Below are 21,038 nucleotides of genomic sequence, written 5' to 3'. Positions count from 1 at the left end.
CTCCGCCCATCATGAGCTGCCCGTGCACGAGGTGCTCAATTACCACCCAGTGTTCTGCTCGTAGAGGCCTCGGCTAAAGTCGATCTGCTGCTGGGGGATGGGCAGGTACTCGTCGCGCCCTTCGGTAAACGCGGCCTCTTGCAGATACTCGTAGCGCGTGCGCTCCACATCGAAGTAGCGGTTGAGCGTTTCCCCTGCAATGCCCCAGCGCACCAGATCGAAGAAGCGTTCGCCCTCGGTTGCCAGCTCCAGGCGACGTTCCCAGCGCAGCGCCTCGCGGGCGTTTTCAGGCGTCCACTCGATGTTGACGCCCGGCTCGTACAGCGCAATGTTGTAGTTGGATACCGGATTGCCTTCTGCATCCACCAACCGTGTAGTGCTGTTCTGCGCCCGCTCGCGCACCCGGTTAATGAGCGGCAACGCGTCGTTGTGGCGCCCCAGTTCGATCAGGGCCTCGGCTTGCCACAGCAGCACGTCCGCAAAGCGGATGAGGTCGGTGTTTTTGGAGCTTCCGAAGAAAGGCCCCACCGCGGTCGTGTTTTCGCGCACTTGAAGCGCTTTCATTGAGGCGTACGGCCCGTACACCTGAGGCGAGCGCGACCAGCTTTCGTCGTACACCTGATTCGGCTGGTATTTGAAGGGGTGCGTGGGAATCGAGACCGTGTGGTCGAGTCGCGGATCCACCGTGTTGGTCTGAAAGTCTTCTGGTTCATCGAGCGATTCGTCGTTGAAGCGGTCGAAGAGCGGGATGCCGTCATCGCTTGTCTGGAAGGCGTTGACCAGGTTCTGACTGGGCACGTGGAACCAGCAGCAGCCAAAGCCGCCCGCCATGGGATAGCTTAGCCCCGTGTCCATATCCACGCGGCCCTCCTGCGTGCCATCGTCCATGGAACGCTGCACGGCAAACACCGACTCGACGCCGTTGTCCGCGCTCACCAAAAAGTTATCGGCCATGTCGCTGTGCAGATCGTACGGCCCGGCGTTGATGACCTCGTCAGTCAGCGCCACGACTTCTTGCAGGCGGTTTTGGTTGATGGCGGTGACGTTGTGCTGGCTGTCTTGCTCGTACGCCTGATACAGCAGCACCTTGGCCAGATAGGCTTTGGCGGCATACTCGGTAGGACGCCCTGCATCGTCTTGCATCGGAGGCAGATTGTCTGCGGCAAACCGGAAGTCGTCGGCAATCGCCGTCCACAGTTCCTGGCTGGTCAGTTCGACATTTGAGACTGTTGAGATCTCCTCTTCAGGGATCGTTTCATCGATGTAGGGCACGCGCTTAAAGAGGCGCTTCAACTCGAAGTAGAAGTGCCCACGCAAGAAGCGCATTTCAGCCTGGCGGGCGGTACGCTCGGGGAAGTTCGCCTCGTCGGTATCTGCCAGCGCACGCAGGGCCGCGTTGGTTCGCGAGACTGCAAAGTAGAGCTCCGTCCACATTGCATCGGCTTCGCCCTGGTCGACCTGGGCATTGGCAAAGAGCTCGTAGTTGTTGTAGCCGCCCTGATCGCCGGTGCCGCCCCCGCCCTTCAAGGCATTGTCGGAGCGGACGCTGCCGTACATCCACATGGTCGAGTACGGGGCGGTCCAGTGGCTATTCCCCAGATCAGCGTAGGCGGAGGTCACCAGCCCTTCGATGCCCTCGGGATTGTCGAGTTGCTGTTCGTTGAGCGTGCCTCGGGGTTCGTGGTCAAGGAAGCTGTCGCACGCTGCGAGGAGTACGCTTAGTGCGCACAGCAGAATGAGCGAGCGAATGAGTTTCGGGAATGTCATGGGTCCGTGGGGTGTTGGGTACAAGGCAACGGGAGGCAGAGGCAGCGTGCTAAAACGTGAGGTCGATACCGACGGTAAAGCTGCGCGCCAGCGGAAACAGTTGGCCGGGTACTTCAGGGTCTACGCCGGTAAAGCTGGGCGCGTCGAGCGTGAAAAGGTTCTCACCGCGCACGTACAGGTCTACGTTCTGGGCCTGCACTCGCGTGGTGAGCCGTTCGGGCACGGTGTACCGCACCTGGACTTCGCGCAGCTTCAGGTAGGAGCCGTTTTCCACGAAGTAGGTGGAGAAGCGCTGCTCGTTGTTATCGTCGGAGAGCGAGAGCGCAGGGATGTCGGTATCACGATTCTCGGGGGTCCAGGCGTCCAGGGTGCGCGTGCCGTAGTTTGCACCATTCCAGATGCCCGAAAAGTCGGTGTAGAGCTTCTGCTCTTGGTTCACCACATCGCGCCCATGCTCGCCCTGCAGAAAGAGCCGCACGCTGAAGTTGCCGTATGCAGCGTTTGCATTCAGGCCGTACACGAAGTCGGGCGTGGTATTGCCAATCCAGTCTTGGTCGAGCGGGGTGATGCGGCCATCGCCATCGAGATCGGCAAAGCGGAGGCGGCCCACATCTTTGCCCGGCTGTTCGGCGTGTGCGCTGACCTCGTCTTCGTTCTGGAAGATGCCATCGACCACGTACCCGAAGAGGGATCCGCTGGAGCGCCCCAGAATGTCTTGCTCCACGTTGCCCGGAAAAGCATCGACTACGTCTTCGGGCAATTCGGTAATCTCATCGCGGTAGAGGCCAAACGTGCCAGTAAGGTCATACTCTACGCCGCGCACATCGTCTTGGTAGCGCACCCGCGCGTCGAATCCGCGCACGGTTTTCGCTGCTGCATTGAACCAGCGGTTGCCGCCTTCGCCCTCAGCCGCCAGAAATGGAGGCTGGATGAGAATGTCAGTGGTCTCGCGCCAGTAGGTATCCACCGACCCCCGCAGACGCCGGTCGAGCACAGCCCAGTCGATGCCAAGGTTTGCCTCGGTGGTTTCCTCCCAACTAAGTGCCGGGTTGCCCGTTTGTACGCGCCGAAAGCCCGCCGGAATGTTGCCCGACCCCTGCCCGCCAATGTCGTAGGCGGTGCCGTTATCGGGGGCGAACGAGATGTCGGTGCCCAGCAGCGACTCGAAGAGCGTAAACTGGGCTTCGTTGCCAATTTCCTGGTTTCCGACGATGCCGAGACTACCGCGGAGCATCAGGTTCGAGAGCGCGTCTACATCGCTCAAGAACGGTTCGTCGGAGAGGCGCCACCCGGCTGATAGGGCCGGAAAGAAGCCATAGCGGTTTTCAGCGCCGAAGCGCGAGGACCCGTCGAGACGCGCGGTGACGCTGGCCTGATAGCGGTTTTCGTAGGCCCAGTTCGCCTGACCAAAGTAAGAGAGCAGGCTGAATCCGGTCTGCCCTCCGTCCACGATTTGGCGGCCCGCGCCTGCTCCTTCTACAAAAAACTCCAACGACTCGACCGCGAAGTCCTCCTGGAAGGTGCTGCTGGACTGGAACTCGCTTTGGCTGGCTTCAAAGCCGCCCAGCATCGTAAACTCGTGGTCTTGTACATCCAGATCATACTCCAGCGTAGTGCTTAGCGTCAAATCCAGATTGTCGGAATTGATGCGGTTCAGCGAGTTCAGGTCCCGACTCAGGAAACCACTCTGGTAGGTGCGCTGAATGTCGCGGTTGAGCTCGCGTCGCCAGTCGATCCCAAAGCGCGCGTTCCATTGCAGGTCATCGGTCACATCGAGACGAGCGAACGCATTCCCGAAGCCGTGTACAGCGGACTGCTGGTCCCAGCGGTTTTGGCTGAGGAGCCGTACGGGGTTGTCGCGATCATCGAATCCGGCCCCAATAGGCCCGCCCCAGCCCCCGTCTTCCGTACGCACCGGAATGATAGGCTGCACCAGCAGCGACAGATTCAGCGGCGTGCCGCCCAGTCCCTCGGGCAACGGCGTGCCCTGCTCATGCGACACCGCCAGGTTTTCGCCCAGGGTAAGGCGTCCGTCGAAGAACGTGTAGTCGGTGTTGATGCGCGCGCCGATGCGCCGAAAGTTCTGGTTTTTGACGATAGCATCGTTTTCGTGATAGCGCAGCGACAGGTAGCTGCTGCCTCGTTCGCTGCCCGCCGTTACCGACAGGTTGTGCTGCTGAACGAGACCCATGCGCGAAATTTCGTCGTACCAATCGGTGTTAGCGGCGCGGATGCCTTCGTCAGGGTCGCCCAGATATTCGGGCACGATCACCTCGTTGAGTACCGGAGTGCCGCCGTTCTCCGACCAGTCGTAGTTGTAAATGGGGAGGTTGTCAGGATTGCGCCCATCGTTGACAGCAGCCTGCCAAACCACCCGTCCGCGCTGTTCAGTGCTCAACACATCGTGACGATTCGCCATCTGTGAGGCGGTGATGTCGGCACTGTAGTTAACCTGAAACTGCCCCTCTTCGCCCTGGCGCGTGGTAATCACAACAACGCCGTTCGAGGCGCGCGATCCGTAGAGCGACGCGGTGGCCGCATCGCGCAGCACCTGCATGGATTCGATGTCTTTCGGGTTGAGCTGACGCACCGCGCCGGTTTTGGAGGGGATGCCGTCAATCACGAAGAGCGGGGCGTTGTTACCGAGGGTACCTTCGCCCCGAATGAGCGCCTCCGCATCCCCAAACGGCGACCCTGTCTGGCTGATAGAGAGTCCGGGAATGCGCCCTTGCAGGTCGCCCACAACGTTGGCCGAACTGGAGCGCTCGATGTCGTCGGTATCAATGACGGTGACCGAGCCGGTGACCTGTTCGCGACGCAGTTCGCGGTATCCGGTAACGACCACCCCCTCGATATCAACGGCACTCGACGTCATCGTCACGTCTACTGTGGTCCGCCCGTCAATGGGCACAATTTGCCGTTCGAATCCGACAAACGAAAAGATGAGTGTGTCTTGAGGCGAGGGTGCGGTAAGCTGGTAGCGGCCCTCCACATCGGTGGAGGCGCCAACGGTTGTGCCTTGCACCTGCACATTCACGCCCGGAAGGGGCGCATTGTCGTCGGCGCTTATGACCTGGCCGGTCACGTCGTGTGCGGTGTCTTGCGCAGTGGCGCTGCGGGGCAGCCACGCTACCAGAGCAAGCGTAAAAAGAAGAAGTACGGTATGCCGCATAGCAGTACAGGGAGTCAGAGAAACAGGCACCGAATCAGGCAATCGATGGGAGCTTTCGGTTGGAAGCGCTCCCAACACATGCGCCACATAGCGACGCTTTCCCATATCACAAATGGCTGAACTCACTCTTTATGGGAACGATTTCATAACAAGGAATACCAAAACTCTGCCATATCTTCAACTCAATCCTATCAAAACCGCTTTTCTTCACCTTTTATTAACTTTTGTAGCGTCAAAAGGCGTCGTAGACCGAAGCTCCTTACCCTAACTCCTCGAAATGATGGGAACGATATTATTTAGGGACAAAAGAAAGACGAGGCCAAGCGTACAGCTTGACCTCGTCTGTGATTATTCTACTCAGGTCCAGCTCGCCCCCTGTAAAGTTGAGGAGGGACGGCAACCCTGAGCTTCTCTGGAGGGGTTAGCCTTCCACGACCAGCGTGCCTTGCATCATAGCCCAGTGGCCGGGGTAGGTGCACACGTAGGTGTACTCGCCTGGCTCTTCGGGCGCCGTAAAGGTGACTTCCACGGTTTCGCCCGGCTGTGCAAGCGGCGTATGCGCAATGATGGCATCGTCGTCAGGCACATAGCCTTCACTCTGGCCAGCCGATTGACCAGCGGTACCCACGCGCTCCACGACTTCCTCGTCGTCGGTGTTCAGGATGAGCACGTTGTGTACCATCGAGGGGCTTTCGGCAATGTTTTCAAACACGAGGCGCACGGTTTCCCCGGCTTCCACCGTAAGTTCGGTGGTGGCATACTTCATCTGATTGCCTTCGGGCTGCAGCGTGATTTCGCGGTCGACATCAGCGCTTTGCTCGGTTGTCGCTCCTCCCGATTCGGATTCTGCCGAGTCGCCCTCAGGAGCTTCGCCGCCTCCACAGGCCGCCAGGAAGAGTGCCAGCGTTCCTGCCAGCAAGATGGTGAACGTGGTACGGAACGTAGAACGTATCATAGAAACTCGTTGTAGGTTATGGTGCGTGTAATGAACGGGTGTATAACTCAGGTTGCAAGGGCGGCCGTTAAGCTCCCGTTTATGTCATTCTGCGACTACCCTTATCGCAGTTGTTTGGCTCATATTGCAGGAGATTCTCACAAGGGATGCCCTGTCGACCCCGCTGCATTCTTCAGAATGACAGAATGCGCAGGGCTGGTGCTGCACCTCGCAACTTAGGCTATATAGTATTTTTTCGGTCTGCCTGTACTCCCTCTGCGCAGTTCGTTCCCACTGTTTAACCGCACTGTACGTATCATGACGCCCACCCAGACAATTCACGAGGTGCTCAGCAAGCACGCATTTTTCGGTGGACTTGCTCGCGAGGAGCGCAGCCAAATTATTGGTTTGGGTTCAGTACAAGAAGCTCCGAAAGACCGTATTTTGTTTCATCATGGAGATCCACATCACGGCTTCTTTTTGGTAATTACGGGTCAAGTACAAATCTATCGTACCGACGACGCTGGGCGCCGCATTGTGCTGCATGTTGTGGAGTCTGGGGCGTCTTTTGCCGAGGTCCCGCTGTTCGAGTCGAATCCGAATCCTACGTATCCGGCAACAGCTCAGGTCGTCTGCAATAGCGAGCTTCTGTTTCTGCCTACAGCTCCGTTTACGCAGTACGTTGTGTCACATCCACATGTATGTCTTCACATGGTTGGGCATATGGCCAAGCGGCTACGTCGGCTGGCGGATCGGTTAGAGGGCCTTGCCCTCCACGATGTGTGTACGCGGCTGGCACGCTATCTGCTGAATGAAGCCCCAACTCATGCGAATGGGGCGACGGTGCAGCTTAACCGCCCCAAGTCGATCCTGGCTGCTGAGTTGGGAACGGTGCCCGAAACGCTTTCGCGAGCACTGCGCGAGCTTGAAGATCAATCTCTAATCCGCAACGAGGGCGATGCCATTGTGATGCTAAATCCCGACAAGTTGGCTGCGGTGTAGCCATCGGCACAGCAACCGAGCCTCTTACTACCTACTACCCATCTTCCTGAGTCAACGACGCAAGCGCCTGTTGCACATCGCTGGGCGTCCACCGATTGCCGCGCCATACGGTGTGCAGGGTACCATCCGGGGCGATGAGGGCCGTGGCCAGGGTGTGGTTGATCTGGCCTTCGCCATACTCGTAGAACACCCCGAACAGGCGCCCGGCGCGCGCAATGGCTTCGGGTGTACCGGTAGCAAAGGTCCATGTATCGAGGTCGGTGGTGTAGCGGGCGGCATAGTCGCGCAGCACGTCGGGCCGGTCGTGCTCGGGGTCGATGGTGATGCTGAGCAGGTGCGCGGTGTCGGCCTGCTTGGGCATCAGTTCGTCTTGCAGCGTCTGAAAGTGCCTGGACATACGCGGACAGAACGTGGGATCGGGGCACCGCGTGAATATGAAGTTAACCACCAGCGCCTGCCCGTCGTAATCGTGCAGGGTGATGGATTCGCCGTCCTGGTTGAGGAGTGAGAGCGGCGGCACGGCATCGCCTTCTTCGAGGCGGTCGAGGTCGGGAGGCGCAGTGGCTCGCTTCATACGATCGGCGGCGGGCACAGCGGCTACCGCGTCATCGGGAAGGCGCTCAATGTCGGTGATCCAGGCGCGGTCGGTGCCTACGTGATACTGGAACGTGAGCGCATCGCCGCGCTCCAGGGCAGGCACCGCCTCGGGGTTCTCGGGCGTAAACGGCATTGTCATTGCCACCATGAAGCCGGGAACGGCTTCGTGTTCTACGACGAGCTCGGTGCCATCGCTTGCAGCCTCTACAAGGCGCCCACGCACGGTGTAGATCTCTTCGGCCTCCGAGTCGGAGCCCCAACGCATAACGCGCTCCATCTCTGGCCCCAATCCGGTCGCCCAAAGTCCGAAACCGACCAGTACGAGGGCCACTATCCCTCCGAATCCCACCAAACCAAGTTTTTGCATACGACTATTCATATCGGATGGATGCGTAAGGGCGGAGTTTACTGTACATCGTAGCGGTTCAGATGGCGGCGTGTCCACTCCACGGCTACAGTGGTCCAGACCAGGGTGAGTGCGGCGACCCAGATGTCGAGGCGATTGAGGAGCGGCTCGGCCCACTGCTGCGCGCCGGGGACGGTGAAGGGCACCGCCTCCAGCCCCATGAGTCCGGCCAGGCGTACGGCGTCGAGCGGATTCAGGAGCAGAATACCCATCCACAGGGCGGGCTGATCGTGCATAAAGGGCACCTGCACCAGTGCAAGGGTGGCAAAGTCGTAAAGCACCAGTCCTACAAACCAGAGGAGCAGCGCCCCCATGAGCCCCCGCACCGCGCTCTGTGCGTACTGCCCGAGCGCCAGCCCCACGCTTACGCCGATGAGCGCCAGCGCGAGCCCGAGTCCGAAAATAAGCATCCAGCCGCCGCCCGGCGCGGCCAGGGCCACAGGCACAAGGGCCGCTGCCAGTACCGCTGCAATGAGTCCGACCAGCGTGGTCAGCTTGGCGATGATAAACGTAACGCGTGGCACGGGCTGACTGAGCAGGAACGGGTGTTCGTCGCGCTCTTCGTGGATGGTGCGCACGCCAATCAGCAAAGCAAACAGCGGCACCACGTACAGCCAGAGCAGCAGCACGGCGAACGGCACGGAGGCGTCGTTGCCGGTGAACACGGCCACGGCAGTGCTGCTTGCCCACACGACCAGCGCAAATGCCTGCACAAATCGGTTGTGCAGCGCGGTGTATCCCTCGCGTATCGCCAGGGCGCGAAAAGCAGAGAGCGGCAGAGGCGTCATGACGCGGCGGGCGTATGGGCGGGAGATTCGGATGGAGCGCTGATGGTGCCGTTGGTGCAGTGGAGCGTGGCATCAATGAGGTCGCCCCAGACGTCGAGCAGGTGCGTGGCCATCAAAACGGTGCCACCGCGGTCTACATGGCGGCACAGATACTTGTTGAGGTAGGCGCGCCATTCGGCATCGAGACTGAGGCCGGGCTCGTCGAGCAGCAGGAGCGGAGCGTCCATCAAGTCGGCCAGGGCCAGCCCCAGACGCTGTCGCATCCCACCCGAGAGCGCCTCGCACGAGCGGTCGGCGGCGTCGGTGAGGCGCACGGTTTCGAGTGCAGTCTCGATGTCGGGATCCGCAATCTCGCGAAGCTGCGCATAGAAGCGGAGCACGCGGCGCGGCGTCATGGCCGGGTGGAAGCGCACGTCTTGGGGCAAGAACGCAAGCTGCCGCTGAGCTGCGGCCCGATCGGTCTGCAAGTCGATGCTGTTGATGCGCACGGTACCGGAATCGGGCGTAACCAGCCCAGCAAGAATGCGGAGCGTCGTGGTTTTACCGGCCCCATTCGGGCCAAGAAGAGCAGTCACCCCCTGCTCTGGAGGAACATCCATCGACGCCCCGCGAAGCACGGTCTTCGATCCAAACGATTTGTGCAGGTTGGTGCAGTGAATCATGAGCGCGCCGGTCGAATCAGGAGAAAAGCAAGACCCAGCAGGCCTACGAGCCCCACCGCCCCAAGCCACGAGCGGGCGGCGGATGCAACGGAAGCGCCTTCGGTTGTGTCGTGGGGCGCCTGCATAAGCGGGTAATCGTCCACAATCATTGAGGCGCCCGGCGGCGGCACGCGTTGCAAGGCATGTGTTACCAGGTCGATGCCCGGACTGCGCGTGAGCAGCGCCACGAACGGGAAGTCTTCTTCGTATGGCCCGAGCAGATCGACGGTGCGATGCGGCGTTTCACTCACCCCATCGGCATCCAGATCGAGCAGCCCGCGCGGCCCCCAGTAGTTGCCACGCCCGCCCGTGTGCCATGCGTTGGTGTCGCTATGTCCACGCAGCAGAATCGTTTGCAGGTTGGCCCGAATCGTATTCTCAGCGAACGTATTGCGATACGAGCTGCCTGTCAGGCGCATCCCCCGAAAGTTGGATGCGATGCGGTTGCTCTGCACCGTGTTCATGTGGCTGTTTTCCAGGTAGATGCCGGTGGCGTTGCGTAGAATGTCGTTGTTGGTGATGCGCGTGTTCTCAACCGATTGCAACAGCAGCCCATAGCCACGATGCGTGCGGTTATCCTGAAACTGATTGCGTGCCACCGTAATGCGTTTCGAGTACATCAGCGCTGCGCCTGCTGCGTTGCCAGAAAAGCGGTTATCGGTAAAGCGGTTGTCGTCGGAGTACATGTAGTGCAGCCCGTAGCGCGCCTGCTCGATGGTGTTTTCGGAGGCGTGGGTGCTATCAGCAAACGAAAAATAGATGCCATCGCGCACCTGCGTAATCGTGTTACCACGAATGGTGTTGTGGGCCGTCTTCCACAGGTGAATGCCATTGCCCCGCTGGTTTTGCCCGAGCGCTTCGTGATGCATATCGCCATGCATATCCTCATTCTGGGTGCCGCCATGATGAGATGCAGACGCAGTCTCCGTCCGCTGAATGGTTGTTTTGCCCTGAATGTGGTTGTCTTCGATGTGCGCATAGCGAGCCCCTTTCAGGTAGATGCCGTGCAGGCTGTTGCGGATGCGGTTATTGCGGATGGTTACACGAGGGGCCTGCACCATCAGCGCGGCGTGGTCGCTTCCGAGATTGGTGCCCGAGCGCGAGAGTTCGAAGCCCTCCACATGCACACGCGGCGCCGTAATCTGCACGACATGCGTGGTGTCATCGCCCCGCAGATGGGGACGCTCGTGGCCCACCAGCACAAGCGGCCGGTCAATCACGAACGGGCCGTTGTAGGTGCCGGGCTGAACGTGGAGCGTATCGCCTGGCGCAGCGGCATTGATGCGCGCCTGCGAAAGCGTGTCGGGCGGCGTGGTTTGCGCCGCAACTGCGCCCAGCGTGCCCGCGATCAGCAGGCCCATAATAAGTGTACTGGCACGCATCATCATGAGGCATTGTGGGATTCGTTGCGAGATCGCCAGATGGCAGCAACCACCAGCATGATGAATCCAGCCAGGAGGGCCGAGCCCCAGTTCGGGTAGCTCCACTGCGTGAAGTTAGCTACCGTATTCGAACCGATCACCGCAGGCATAAACGGCTCCATGTTCATGGGCGCGGTGGGGTCCAGGTTCTGCGCGTACACGTACATCTGGTAGTAGAAGCGGTAGAGCGAGAATGCACCGAAGTATGCGAAGAGCACCCCCACATCAACCGCGTTTCGAATCCGCCCAAAGAACATGGCCCGAAGCGCCAGCAGTGCGAACCCCCCCAGCACAAACGGCATCCAGTCCATCTCCGTAAAGTCGGCTTCCTGGATCGTACGCATGCCCACGTACTTGTTAAGCGTGTTGATCTCTTTCAGGTCTTGGCCGTCGTTTCCACTCTCCAGCTTGTGAGCGTAAATATCCATCAGAAGCGGATCCTCGTACATCGGTGCTTCCAGCCGAATCTGCCAGAGCGGGGCCAGGATGGCTCCCGCAACAAGGAGTGCTGCCAGCCCCATTAAGATGCGCGACGTGGTGTTGAGCGGACGATCTAAAAACCGCGTGTTGGAGCGAGAGGCCTCATCCATAGCAGCACAAACAATAGTAAAAGGACAAACAGACCAGTTACGCATCCCACAATGCCAGAGACCCGCGCGGTGGGGCCCCTGGCATGGAACGCAGGCACAGTCTACTCAGACGGACGCACGGCAATGTAGCCTTGCATCTCCTGGTGTAGCGCCGAGCAGAAGTTCGTGCAGTAGAACGGAAAGACGCCCGTTTCCTCGGTGGAGAACGAGAAGGTTTTCGTCTCGCCCGGATCCATAATGATGCTGGTATCGTGTTCGCCGATACCGATGCCATGAATCATGTCGGCCACCTGCTCCACATTGGTAACGTGGATGGTTACGTCCTCGCCCTGCTCCACCTCGATCACATCGGGGGTGAACATGCTGCGCTGAGCGATCATGTGCACAGTGACCTCATTGCCATCGCGCGTGATGCCTGCTTCTTCCGGATCCCAAACGGCTTCGGGGTGGTCGTTGTCAGACTGACGTAGCACCTGGTCGGGCTGAATGGCATCCGCAGGCAGGATCTGCGCAAAGTGCGGCTCCGGACTGGTGTACGACTCGGCCACCATCTCCATCTCTTCGCCCGAAATGTCGATGAGCTGGCTCGTCTCCGGCTTCGATAGACCGGTACGGAGCGGGCGGTCGCCTGCAATCTTGTTCATAGCCACAAGCCAGTCGCCCTGTGGCTCGCGCGTGTCGCTGCCGCCAATCACCAGGTGTCCAATGTTGTAATGGATGTCGATCTTGTCGGTAACAACCTGGCTCAGATCTTCTTTTTCCTCATCCGTCCACGGAGGCAGGCTCCACTTCGCAACGCTCGACTCAATGAAGAGCGAGGTGTACGCGTTGCCGCGGCCGTCATACTGCGTGTGTAGCGGGCCCTGCCCCACAGGAACGGCCCCTTCAAGCACGCGGTCGTAGTTCAGCACAGGGATGCCGCGCACCTCGCCCTGGAAGTCTTCCTCCTCAATCGCCGCCTGCACGTCTTCAAAGTCGAAGACCTGAGCGGTGGGGTCGAGCTTTCCCCCCGCCACAATCCAGCGTCCATCGGGGGTTACGTCGATGCCGTGCGGCGACTTGGCGACCGGCACGAAGTACATCACGCCCGGTGCTTCGGCAGGATCGATGACCGGCACGCCGTCAATCATGGTGTAGTTGCCGTCTTCGGCAGCGTCTTCAGCAGCTTCCCAGTTCACAAATGCCGCATAGTCGCGGTCCATCTGGCTGGCCTGGATTTCGAGGGAGTCGCTGGCCATTTCTGAGTTGTACGAGGTCCAGAACGCCCACCCGCTGCTGGGGCCTTTACCCGTGGAGCCCAGATCCCAGTTAAAGGGCGGCGTCAGGATCTGCCAATCCACCCCCATAGATCCCGTTTCTTCGTCGATCGCAATTCCACTCACAATGCCGTTGAACTCCTCCTCGTAGTCCTCAACGGGGGCGTAGCGGCCTTTGGGTAGCGGCACGGAAAACCGTGTCGCCGTAAGCGCATACTCGGTGTTCTCTGTGACAAACGACGAGCCGTGGTTGCCACTCGCGTTCGGGATGGGTCCTATGATCTCGGCTGTCTTGAAGGTGTTCAGGTCGATACGTGCAATGCGGTTGTGCGCATTGTCATTCACAAACAGCCAGCGTCCGTCGTACGTGCCATCGGTTTTGGAGAGGGCCGGGTGGTGCACATCGCCCCAGGTGTAGTCGCCCAGCATCTCGCGCGACTCGTCGTCGTAGCCGTAGCCATGACCGGGCGAGGGCGCAAACACCGGGATGCGCGAAAGGTCACGCATCGACGGAATCCCCGATACAAAGACCTGCCCCGAGTGGCCGCCGGAGTAGAACAGGTAGTGCGAGTCTTTTTCTCCAATGGGCACCTCAGCGCGCGATGTCGCTGTGTCGTCCCCTCCGCCTCCTGAACTGCACCCCGTAAGTAGCACAGCGAATAACGCAATCGTATAAGCAACATGTCGTAGCATAAGGTCCACATGGGTTATTTCGTGGAGAGTGTGTACGGTGCAAGGCACTCCAGGTAGCCTCCATTTTCTGAGCGCAATACCAACCTACACCCCCAATTAACGGACCTCCTTGACTTAAATCAAGGCCGTTGCCTTTTACCTCTTCTTTGCGCTATGTTTATACGGGCCTCACAGCTCGTGGCTGTCTCCCATTCTGCAATCTCTGTTTCCCCCTGTTCTGAAATGCCTGCACTACGTCTCTTAATCTATGTCGCCGTATGCGTCCTACTGGTCGGTGGATGCGGAGGCGACGTTTCGCCTTCATCGGCAGATGCCAATCGTCCTGCCCCTACTGTAGCCAAGGTTGATCTCGTGATTGGCGTTGCCGAAGGCGAGGCCCCCTACATGTTTGGACGCATCGGCGGCGTGGTAGCTGATGCCCAAAACCGCATGATTGTGACTGACACACAGGGCGATGTGGTGCGTGCATACGATGCCGACGGCACCTACCTGTTCGACGTAGCCACCGCTGGCGAAGGCCCCGGCGAAGTTGATACCCCGTGCTGCCCCGCTGTTGGACCGGAAGGAGCTCTCTGGATCCGCGACGACCAGAACCGCCGCTACCTCCGTTTTCGGGTGGATGCAGAAGGTGCTATGCCTGACGGACAGATTCGTATGAGCCATCAGGCATTCGGGCGTGCCGCACGTACTACGTTTGATGCCAACGGCTACCTCATTGATGTGGGTAATGCGCAGCACAATGGCGGCGTCCGCACCATGCGTTTCCACCGTAGCATCGGCAACGAAACCATGCATGAACAGCCCATCCCCGAAGCGCCTGGTGGACGTCTTTCGGTGCAGGAGGTCGATATTGAGGGCGGCAAGGTATTCATTCCGCAACCCTTTGGATCGCGGGCCCTGGACGCTCACGCTCCGAACAGCGACTGGGCGTTTGCGATCACCGATCGATATGAAGTGATCCGCTACAACGCAGACGGCGACACGCTCCATGTTATTGAGCACGATGTAGACGGCCCAGCGCTCTCCGATGATGAGCGTGAACGCGCCCGTCGTTCCCTACAACGCTACACCGACACCTACGGCGTTGCCACCAGCGAGCTCGCCTTTGGCGTGCCCGACCGCAAGCCCCCCATCGACCGCATCTTTTTCGACGCCCAGAGCCACCTCTGGGTGCAGCGCTCCATGCCCGATAATACCCCCAACGAAGCAGATGTGTACGACACGGAGGGTGCGCTGGTTAAGATCGTGCAATGGCCAAACGGCGTTGCTCTCCATCAAGGGTACCTCCTCGACGACACGTTGTATGGCACCCAAACGACCGAGGACGGCGTGCCTCAGGTAGTACGACTTCAGATGTAAGCTTTTTCAGAGACGACGGTGCAGAAAGGCTTACGCAGCCGCCGCCTCGGCACTTTCGGGCGCCGCCTGGTCCGACTCCGGCAGGCCCTCGCCATCCGGGCCCGCGTTGTACTGCTCGCGGATGTTCGGGTACGCCGTCTGAAACATTTCGTTGACCTCCTCAACCTCGCCCGTCTGGTGCTCGGCGCGCGCTTTGTGCAGGCGTACGCAGGCTTTCCATACGGCCCGGCGAAGATTCCACTTGCGCACCGAATAGGCCGCACTGCGGCGCGTGCCATCGCCTTCCAGCCAGCTTAGCTGCACATAAGGCTTCGAGGTGCCGCTGCCGTCGTCTTTCCAGCAGAAGTTCAGGCCAATTACACCCGTTTTCGAGCGGGCCTCTGCCGAACGGCGTACCGGGTCCATGGGATCGGGCAGCTCCTCAATGAGTTCATCGCGATGCGCAATCGCCTCTTCGAGCGCCTCCTCTTTCCCGCCGTAGCGCTTATCCGAGAAGTACTTCGTGTGCTGCTTCTTCTGACGCTTAATGCGCACCTGCCAACCGTGGGTGGGATGACGATCGGGGTTGTCAGCGGTCGGCTCAATGTCGATCCGAAATATATTCTTGGGTTTGTCGCTCATTGTCGTATCCGCTATGAAGGGAAAGATTCTGTATTGTGACATTGTAAAGCAGACCCAGCCCCTTTATACGGGCATCTGTGCCAATGCCAAATGCATATCTGTTGCAACAACGTGACGATTTTCGCCGACAAAGTAAAGTGTCTCTTGGCCATCGGACACAGCACATCCCAGAAAAATCTATAGAATGAAGTGGATATGTGATGAATGTACTACCCAGTGTATCGATTGGGTAGAAGCTGAGCAGCGCGATATGCGTGTCGGACCGAGAGGCAACGATCATCCGGGGTTAAACCGGGTACCTCCCAAAAGCAAACCCCCATGCTCTCTCTCAATAAGGCGAGAGACAACACGGGGGCACTCATTCGTGGTTGTTGGGAGGAGCGCTATACATATAGCGGTACAGCTACAGCAACCCGCGGCTCTTCGTCCAGTCGCGGAAGCCGTCAACAAGCTGCTCGAACGAGTCCATCACAAAGAGCTCGTCTTGCAGGTTATACACTTCGTAGTCTTTCTCCGTAATGTGCGCTGGGTCGAAGGGATGCGTGGTGACCTCATCCGAGAGCGCATGCGTCACTTCCTCGTTCGAGGACACAATGCCTGCTCCGAAAATGCGCGTGGCGTCGTCTTCATTGAGCAGCCCAAACTCGACGGTAAACCAGTGGAAGCGCTCCAGGCGCGGACGGTCGGCGCCCTCAGCGTTGAGCGCAGCTTTCCCGAAGAGCTGATAGAAATCAGCAAAGTCTGGCTGCGTAAGCATCGGCATATGGCCGAACATGTCGTGGAAGCAGTCGGGCGCGGGCGTATAGTCGAGCTCGTCCCAGTTACGTACGTAGTCGGTCGAAGGGAATTTACGGTTGGCCAGCAGCGTGAAGAAATCTTTCTCGTGCAGCAGCCCCGGAATGCGTGCCACCTGCCAGCCGGTCTGTTCTTCGAGCTTACGGCTCAGCGCACTCAGCTTCGGAATCCGGTTGGGCGTAATATCGAGTACATCGAGACCGCGCATATAGGCGTTACAGGCCCGCGATGGCAACTGCTCCAGCTGGCGCTCAACGAGCGTGCCCCAAATCTCATGGCGGTCGTCATCGTAATCGGGGTAGTCAATGTCATCGCCCACGGGCGGCGGCTCTTCCAGGTTCTGCGGGATGCACCGCGGATCGACGTCTTGCCCGTCGGAAGGCGCCTTTTCGTACGCCGACCGCTCGTCGGGGGCTGTATCAGACACCGGTTCTGCAGAGGCGGTATTCGAATCCATAATAGTCGTGACTCCTTTGAGGGTGTGGACGATGCGAAGGGGGCGAAGACTGTGTCTCGGAACCGCTTCCAACCCAGGAGCGGTACGACGATGTCTTCGCGCTATGCAGATAGGCCGAGGCGCATATCGTAACGCGTGGTTGGGCCTGGCATAGGTAGCCTATGTAATGCACAGGTAACGCAGATGGTTCTTCTGCGCCTCTTGTGCCGGACACATTTCAGCTCCGTTCAGTACGTCATACCCCGGTTCATTACTCTGTTGCTTGTGATGTACATGCATGACGCTGTACGCGGTTTTGGTTCGGATCTTACGCGTCATCAACCACCTGTACTTTGTAGAAGTGCGGTCTGCCGGGCGTTCTCGCGTGCCGGATACAGGTCCTGTACTGCTCGCCGCCAATCATCCCAGCTCAATTCTTGACTCTGTGCTCATGAGCACAGCCCTGCCGCGCCCCATCCGCTATCTGGCCCGGAGCGGTCTGTTTCGGATTCCTCTGGTCGCCTGGTTCTTTCGTCAGATGGGCGCTATTCCAGTGTACCGTTCTCACGAAACCGAGCATGCGGGTGTGCGCAATCGGGCGGTGTTCGACCGAGTATATGATTTGTTTGAGGCAGGTGGATGCGTAGGCATTTTTCCAGAGGGGCAAAACTCTCCCACATCACAAGTGGCGCCTTTGCGTACCGGTGCAGCGCGCATGGCCCTGGGTGCGGAAGCGCGCAACGGTTATGCGCTGGGCCTTACCATTGTGCCAGTGGGAATCAACTTCGAAAGCCGCGAGTTGCTCACGGCCGCCGTGCTCTTACACTTTGGCAAACCCATTTGCGTGGCCGATTATGCTACGCTGCACCGCACCGATCCGCAGGCGGCTGTGCAACAGCTTACAGCCGACATCCAGGCGGCCCTGCGCACACAGGCGGTTCACATCGAAGACCAGCAGGCCGGGCAGTTGGCCGAAGACCTGTCGCAAGTGCTGGATAGCGAACGTGTTGGGGCCATACGTCCCGAATCTACAACCAGTGACCCGACTGAATCGCCCTCACTCTGGCGGCGTATGGTGCAACTGCTTCTGCGCTGGTACCAGCGTACGACCCCAAAGGACAGCTACGCGTTTGAGCAGCGCATGCTGCACCGTGTCCGCATTTACGACGTACTGCGCTGGGCCACCATACATGCCCCCCGTGCGTTGCGTGACCTGCGCGTCAGGGTTGAGCGCTATAAAGACCACGCAAGCCAGACGCAGCTTCGCTACGCGCTCTCCCATTCGTTCGCAGAGCCACGCGAGCGCTTGTTGCGGCTACGCATGACCCTGTACGCCGTGCTGATGGCGCCCGTGGTTGCATTTGGGTTTGTGCACAACGCTGTGCCCTACCTTACCACCAAGCTCACCGCACAGCGCTTCGACAACGAAGCTGTGCGCGGGTTTGCGTACTTTGTGCTGGGCATTGCCACATTTAGCGCGACGTACGCCCTCATTGGTGTCGGGCTTTGGCGCTATACCTCCTTGCACTGGATGGAGCGCACGGCCTACGTTGCGCTGTTACCGCCCACCGGATTTGCGGTCCTCAGCTACCGCCGCACCCTCGTGCTCTATCGCGATCGCATTTTGGTGCGCACAGCATTTTGGAAGCACGACGACCTTGTGTCCCTTCTCCGTACCGAACGAGAAGCTATTGCTCAGCGGTTTCAGGCGCTTTACGCACGTTTTTCAGAGGCAACTTCCCCATCATAGAAAACGCTGCCCCCAGCAATCTGGAGGCAGCGCTTCATCCGGTCATGGATACCGGCACGGGTATGTTCAGACGATGCTTGGAACCTGTTTGGGTTTTGGTTTGCAGGCGAGAGCGAGCAGCAATGCGGCGAAAATTGAACCACGATGGAGGTTCGTAGCCGGGGCTACGGGCCGAGATCGGGGGCAATTTGCAGCCCATTGAAGCCGCTCGCAGCCCAAAGTAAAAAATCAAAACAGGTTCTTAGAACAGATCGCTTGATACAGGAGGTTTGCCTGCGTCTGTCCGAGCAAATGTGCTTGTGTCGCCCGAGCTGCTGGCCTGGTCATAGCCCAGCGTAGCTCCGTTTCCGTCGTCGAGGGTCACGTTACCTGAATCAACTGTGAACTCAAACACGAGCCAGGTATTGCCGTCGCCGCTCTCGGCTTCGAGCGGACTGTAGACATCAACCAGTCCGTCTTCGTTGTAGAACCGCACTTCGGCAGGCGATTCGTAGATGCCAACAGCGCCATCGTCCGACTGATTGCTGAAGTTGTGCACCGAATAGCGGTACAGTCCGTCGCGCAGGGCGGTTACAGTGATCGTTTCCGGGCCATAGCTGGTTGTGTCATCGCGGTCCAGGTTGGCATTGGCGCTCGTGGGTGTGCGGTTTGCAAAGTACACGTGGAAGCGTCCCTCGTCGGCAAGCGGCCCGGTAAGGTGCGAGTCCAGATCGCTCGGCGACTCGCCCCACGACAGCACAATGCGCAGTTCGCCTTCAGCCAGCTCTTCGCTAATCGGGCGCGGGTCAATCTCATTTTCTCCCTCTTCCACAACAACGTTTTCGACGCGATCCTCGGCGTACCCATCACGGCGGATGACAAGACGGAACTGCCCGGTAGGGGCATTTTGGATCGTGTATGCACCGTCTTCATCGGTTTCAACGACCAGATCAGCAATCTCGTCGTCGCCCACCTCGGCAGCAGCGCGCTGCGTTGCATTCGTATTTTCCTGACGGACAAAGATCACGGTAGCATCAGGCGTTCCTTCTCCGGTTTGCGAATCGACCACGCTACCGGTAATTGTAGCCGGGCCTTGCATACGCACGGGATCCAGAACAAGGTCTTCAGACGCAACGCGTGCCGAAGCTGTCGCGTCTTGGTAGCCGTCGGCTTCGTATGTGAGCGTGTATTCGCCCTCTGACACGCCGGTTAAGGTGAAGCGACCCTCGTCATTGGTCGTGACGGTTTGGCTCCCTCCTGACAGCGAAACCGTGGCTCCGCGCACAGGGCGCTCTGTCGCATTGAGGACCTGCCCCTCAACCGCGAATCCGTCGTCCATAGCGTCGGTCGAGTCGCACCCGGTCCACAAGACCATGGGGATGATAAGTAGAAGGAGTACTGTTGGATACCAGCGATATGACTTCATGGGAGTACTTGGCTTGATGTATGGGATCCTGTGCTTTGGGCCCGCTTCTCTCAGAACACGCGGGTATGTAGATAAGCGGGGATTCCCCCAACAGGCGGACAGCCTCCTGTGCCAACGGCGCACGGGCCAAAGGTAACGATAGATATGCACTGGAGCTCCTGCATAGAATGGAGCCCAGAATCGCTCAGAACTGGATAGCGGTACGCAGCCCGGCTTCAAACCCCGTAAAGCTCCCCCCGGTGTAGGCCGTGTACACGGTGAGCGTGGTGTCGTCCCATTGCAGACGCGGGGCCACTTGCAGACGTCCTACCGTCTGGGCGTCGAAGCGATTGGTGGCGGTGTAGTGCGACACTCCGCCACGTAGCCCCAAGCCGAGCGGCCCGACAAGCGACTGTGTATATCCGGCTGCGCTTTGCCAGATTGAGGGGAGCACCTGCTGCGTGACGGGCGCACCCGTGCCTACGTTTTCTTCGGTAAGCAATACCGGACGGTAGCGACTTTCGGGCCAGCTTTCGTATCGGGCCTGCAGGCGGATGGCCTGGCTACGGCGCTGCCACAGATATTGCACACGTACAGAAGTCGTGTACTTGGCCTCAAACCGCGTCTGCCCTCCTTCAGTATCGGGCGCGATATAAGTAGCGGTGCCATCCAGAGCCACCGTGGCATCCGCTCCAATGCGGTAATCGCCGCCCAGGCGCAGCTCCACTTCGTGACCGGGCACATAGTCGGCGGTGCTGCTTGCCAGCGGACGATAGCCGCCCTGGTACCGGCCCGACAGGCCTACGCCCAGCGCCAGATTTTGGGTGGCGGGCACGGCCCAGGTTACAACTGGCGCTACCGACCAACCCTGCCCAAACGTCGGCACTTGGAATCCGTAGGGGCGCTGGCTTGTCTGGATGGTGGTGCGTAACTCACGCGCAGTGAGCGCCTCGGTACCCGTAGGCACATTGGCATCAACCCCCACAACCAGGCGCCCCTGCCGCACCAGCGCCGTGTGCTGAACCCGAAGCTGCAGATCCGTAAAGCCCTGTACGGTTGACAACGCCTCGCCCGTAGATAGTCCGTACTGGATGCTGCTTTGCACAACAGTCCGAGCCAGAAGCGGCACCGTAAGCTGTATGCGCGAGCTCCAGGCATCGAGCTGGGTCGTGCCGTCGTCAACGTGCTGGTAGACCGGTGCCACCACAAGCTCAGCCATCCGTTCGGAGTCGCGCTCCAGTGCCGGGGCCTGCGCCTGAACGGTGCTGCTGCCAAGCAGGCCTACGCATCCCACAAGCAGCACCATCCAGCCGCACACGGATGGGCAGTTGATCATAGCAGTGCGAAGACGAAAGAGGACAGTCAT

16 protein-coding genes are annotated in these 21,038 nt (G+C 59.4%); 3 read left to right on the top strand and 13 right to left on the bottom strand.

Going from position 1 to position 21,038, the window contains the following annotated elements; all coding sequences use genetic code 11:
- Positions 1-39: 39 nt before the first annotated feature.
- The 3 genes from CRI93_RS05820 to CRI93_RS05810 form a co-directional block, all read right to left on the bottom strand.
- Positions 40-1,767, bottom strand: coding sequence for a RagB/SusD family nutrient uptake outer membrane protein (locus CRI93_RS05820; RefSeq protein ID WP_098061683.1), 1,728 nt, complete (start codon positions 1,765-1,767; stop codon positions 40-42).
- 49 nt (positions 1,768-1,816) lie between these two features.
- Positions 1,817-4,939, bottom strand: a complete 3,123-nt coding sequence (locus tag CRI93_RS05815; RefSeq protein WP_176521725.1) for a SusC/RagA family TonB-linked outer membrane protein — start codon at positions 4,937-4,939, stop codon at positions 1,817-1,819.
- A 421-nt stretch (positions 4,940-5,360) separates the two neighbouring features.
- A complete protein-coding gene (locus tag CRI93_RS05810; RefSeq protein WP_098061681.1) occupies positions 5,361-5,894 on the bottom strand; it encodes a plastocyanin/azurin family copper-binding protein in 534 nt (177 codons plus the stop codon).
- A 297-nt stretch (positions 5,895-6,191) separates the two neighbouring features.
- Here CRI93_RS05810 and CRI93_RS05805 point away from each other — a divergent pair, with 297 nt between their 5' ends.
- Complete coding sequence (locus tag CRI93_RS05805; RefSeq protein ID WP_098061680.1) at positions 6,192-6,875, top strand: Crp/Fnr family transcriptional regulator; 684 nt, start codon at positions 6,192-6,194, stop codon at positions 6,873-6,875.
- Between the two features lie 34 nt (positions 6,876-6,909).
- On the opposite strand, the gene CRI93_RS15095 is transcribed toward CRI93_RS05805, so the two are convergent.
- The 6 genes from CRI93_RS15095 to nosZ all read right to left on the bottom strand — a co-directional run bounded on the left by CRI93_RS15095 (position 6,910) and on the right by nosZ (position 13,327).
- Positions 6,910-7,839 (bottom strand): SCO family protein, encoded by a 930-nt coding sequence (locus CRI93_RS15095; RefSeq protein ID WP_176521724.1) that lies wholly within the window; start codon positions 7,837-7,839, stop codon positions 6,910-6,912.
- A 38-nt stretch (positions 7,840-7,877) separates the two neighbouring features.
- A complete protein-coding gene (locus tag CRI93_RS15090) occupies positions 7,878-8,666 on the bottom strand; it encodes an ABC transporter permease subunit (protein WP_141491581.1) in 789 nt (262 codons plus the stop codon).
- Complete coding sequence (ccmA, locus tag CRI93_RS05790) at positions 8,663-9,328, bottom strand: heme ABC exporter ATP-binding protein CcmA (protein ID WP_098061678.1); 666 nt, start codon at positions 9,326-9,328, stop codon at positions 8,663-8,665. The genes CRI93_RS15090 and ccmA overlap by 4 nt, the downstream gene beginning before the upstream one ends.
- Positions 9,325-10,755, bottom strand: a complete 1,431-nt coding sequence (locus tag CRI93_RS05785; protein WP_098061677.1) for a right-handed parallel beta-helix repeat-containing protein — start codon at positions 10,753-10,755, stop codon at positions 9,325-9,327. Before CRI93_RS05785 ends, ccmA begins: the two co-directional genes overlap by 4 nt.
- The gene (locus CRI93_RS05780; RefSeq protein ID WP_098061676.1) at positions 10,752-11,378 is read right to left on the bottom strand and encodes a hypothetical protein; all 627 of its coding nucleotides are present in this window, start codon (positions 11,376-11,378) and stop codon (positions 10,752-10,754) included. Before CRI93_RS05780 ends, CRI93_RS05785 begins: the two co-directional genes overlap by 4 nt.
- 101 nt (positions 11,379-11,479) lie before the next feature.
- The gene (gene nosZ / locus CRI93_RS05775; RefSeq protein WP_098061675.1) at positions 11,480-13,327 is read right to left on the bottom strand and encodes a Sec-dependent nitrous-oxide reductase; all 1,848 of its coding nucleotides are present in this window, start codon (positions 13,325-13,327) and stop codon (positions 11,480-11,482) included.
- A gap of 222 nt (positions 13,328-13,549) precedes the next feature.
- Between nosZ and CRI93_RS05770 the strand changes: the two genes are divergently transcribed.
- Positions 13,550-14,686 carry an NHL repeat-containing protein gene (locus CRI93_RS05770; protein WP_141491580.1) on the top strand — a complete coding sequence of 379 codons (1,137 nt, stop codon included), beginning with the start codon at positions 13,550-13,552 and terminating at the stop codon, positions 14,684-14,686.
- A 30-nt stretch (positions 14,687-14,716) separates the two neighbouring features.
- On the opposite strand, the gene CRI93_RS05765 is transcribed toward CRI93_RS05770, so the two are convergent.
- Positions 14,717-15,307, bottom strand: a complete 591-nt coding sequence (locus CRI93_RS05765) for an AP2 domain-containing protein (RefSeq protein WP_098061673.1) — start codon at positions 15,305-15,307, stop codon at positions 14,717-14,719.
- Between the two features lie 403 nt (positions 15,308-15,710).
- Positions 15,711-16,559 carry a phenylalanine 4-monooxygenase gene (locus CRI93_RS05760; protein ID WP_098061672.1) on the bottom strand — a complete coding sequence of 283 codons (849 nt, stop codon included), beginning with the start codon at positions 16,557-16,559 and terminating at the stop codon, positions 15,711-15,713.
- 295 nt (positions 16,560-16,854) lie between these two features.
- Between CRI93_RS05760 and CRI93_RS05755 the strand changes: the two genes are divergently transcribed.
- On the top strand, positions 16,855-18,288 hold the full coding sequence (locus tag CRI93_RS05755; protein ID WP_176521723.1) for a lysophospholipid acyltransferase family protein: 1,434 nt from the start codon (positions 16,855-16,857) through the stop codon (positions 18,286-18,288).
- Positions 18,289-18,529: 241 nt separating this feature from the next.
- Here CRI93_RS05755 and CRI93_RS05750 read toward each other — a convergent pair whose 3' ends face one another.
- Complete coding sequence (locus tag CRI93_RS05750; protein WP_098061670.1) at positions 18,530-19,693, bottom strand: carboxypeptidase regulatory-like domain-containing protein; 1,164 nt, start codon at positions 19,691-19,693, stop codon at positions 18,530-18,532.
- 184 nt (positions 19,694-19,877) lie between these two features.
- Positions 19,878-21,038, bottom strand: a complete 1,161-nt coding sequence (locus CRI93_RS05745; RefSeq protein WP_141491579.1) for a hypothetical protein — start codon at positions 21,036-21,038, stop codon at positions 19,878-19,880.

This window comes from Longimonas halophila, assembly GCF_002554705.1.
In the GTDB taxonomy this organism is placed as follows: domain Bacteria; phylum Bacteroidota; class Rhodothermia; order Rhodothermales; family Salinibacteraceae; genus Longimonas; species Longimonas halophila.
This window is presented reverse-complemented; position numbering and strand designations above follow the sequence as displayed.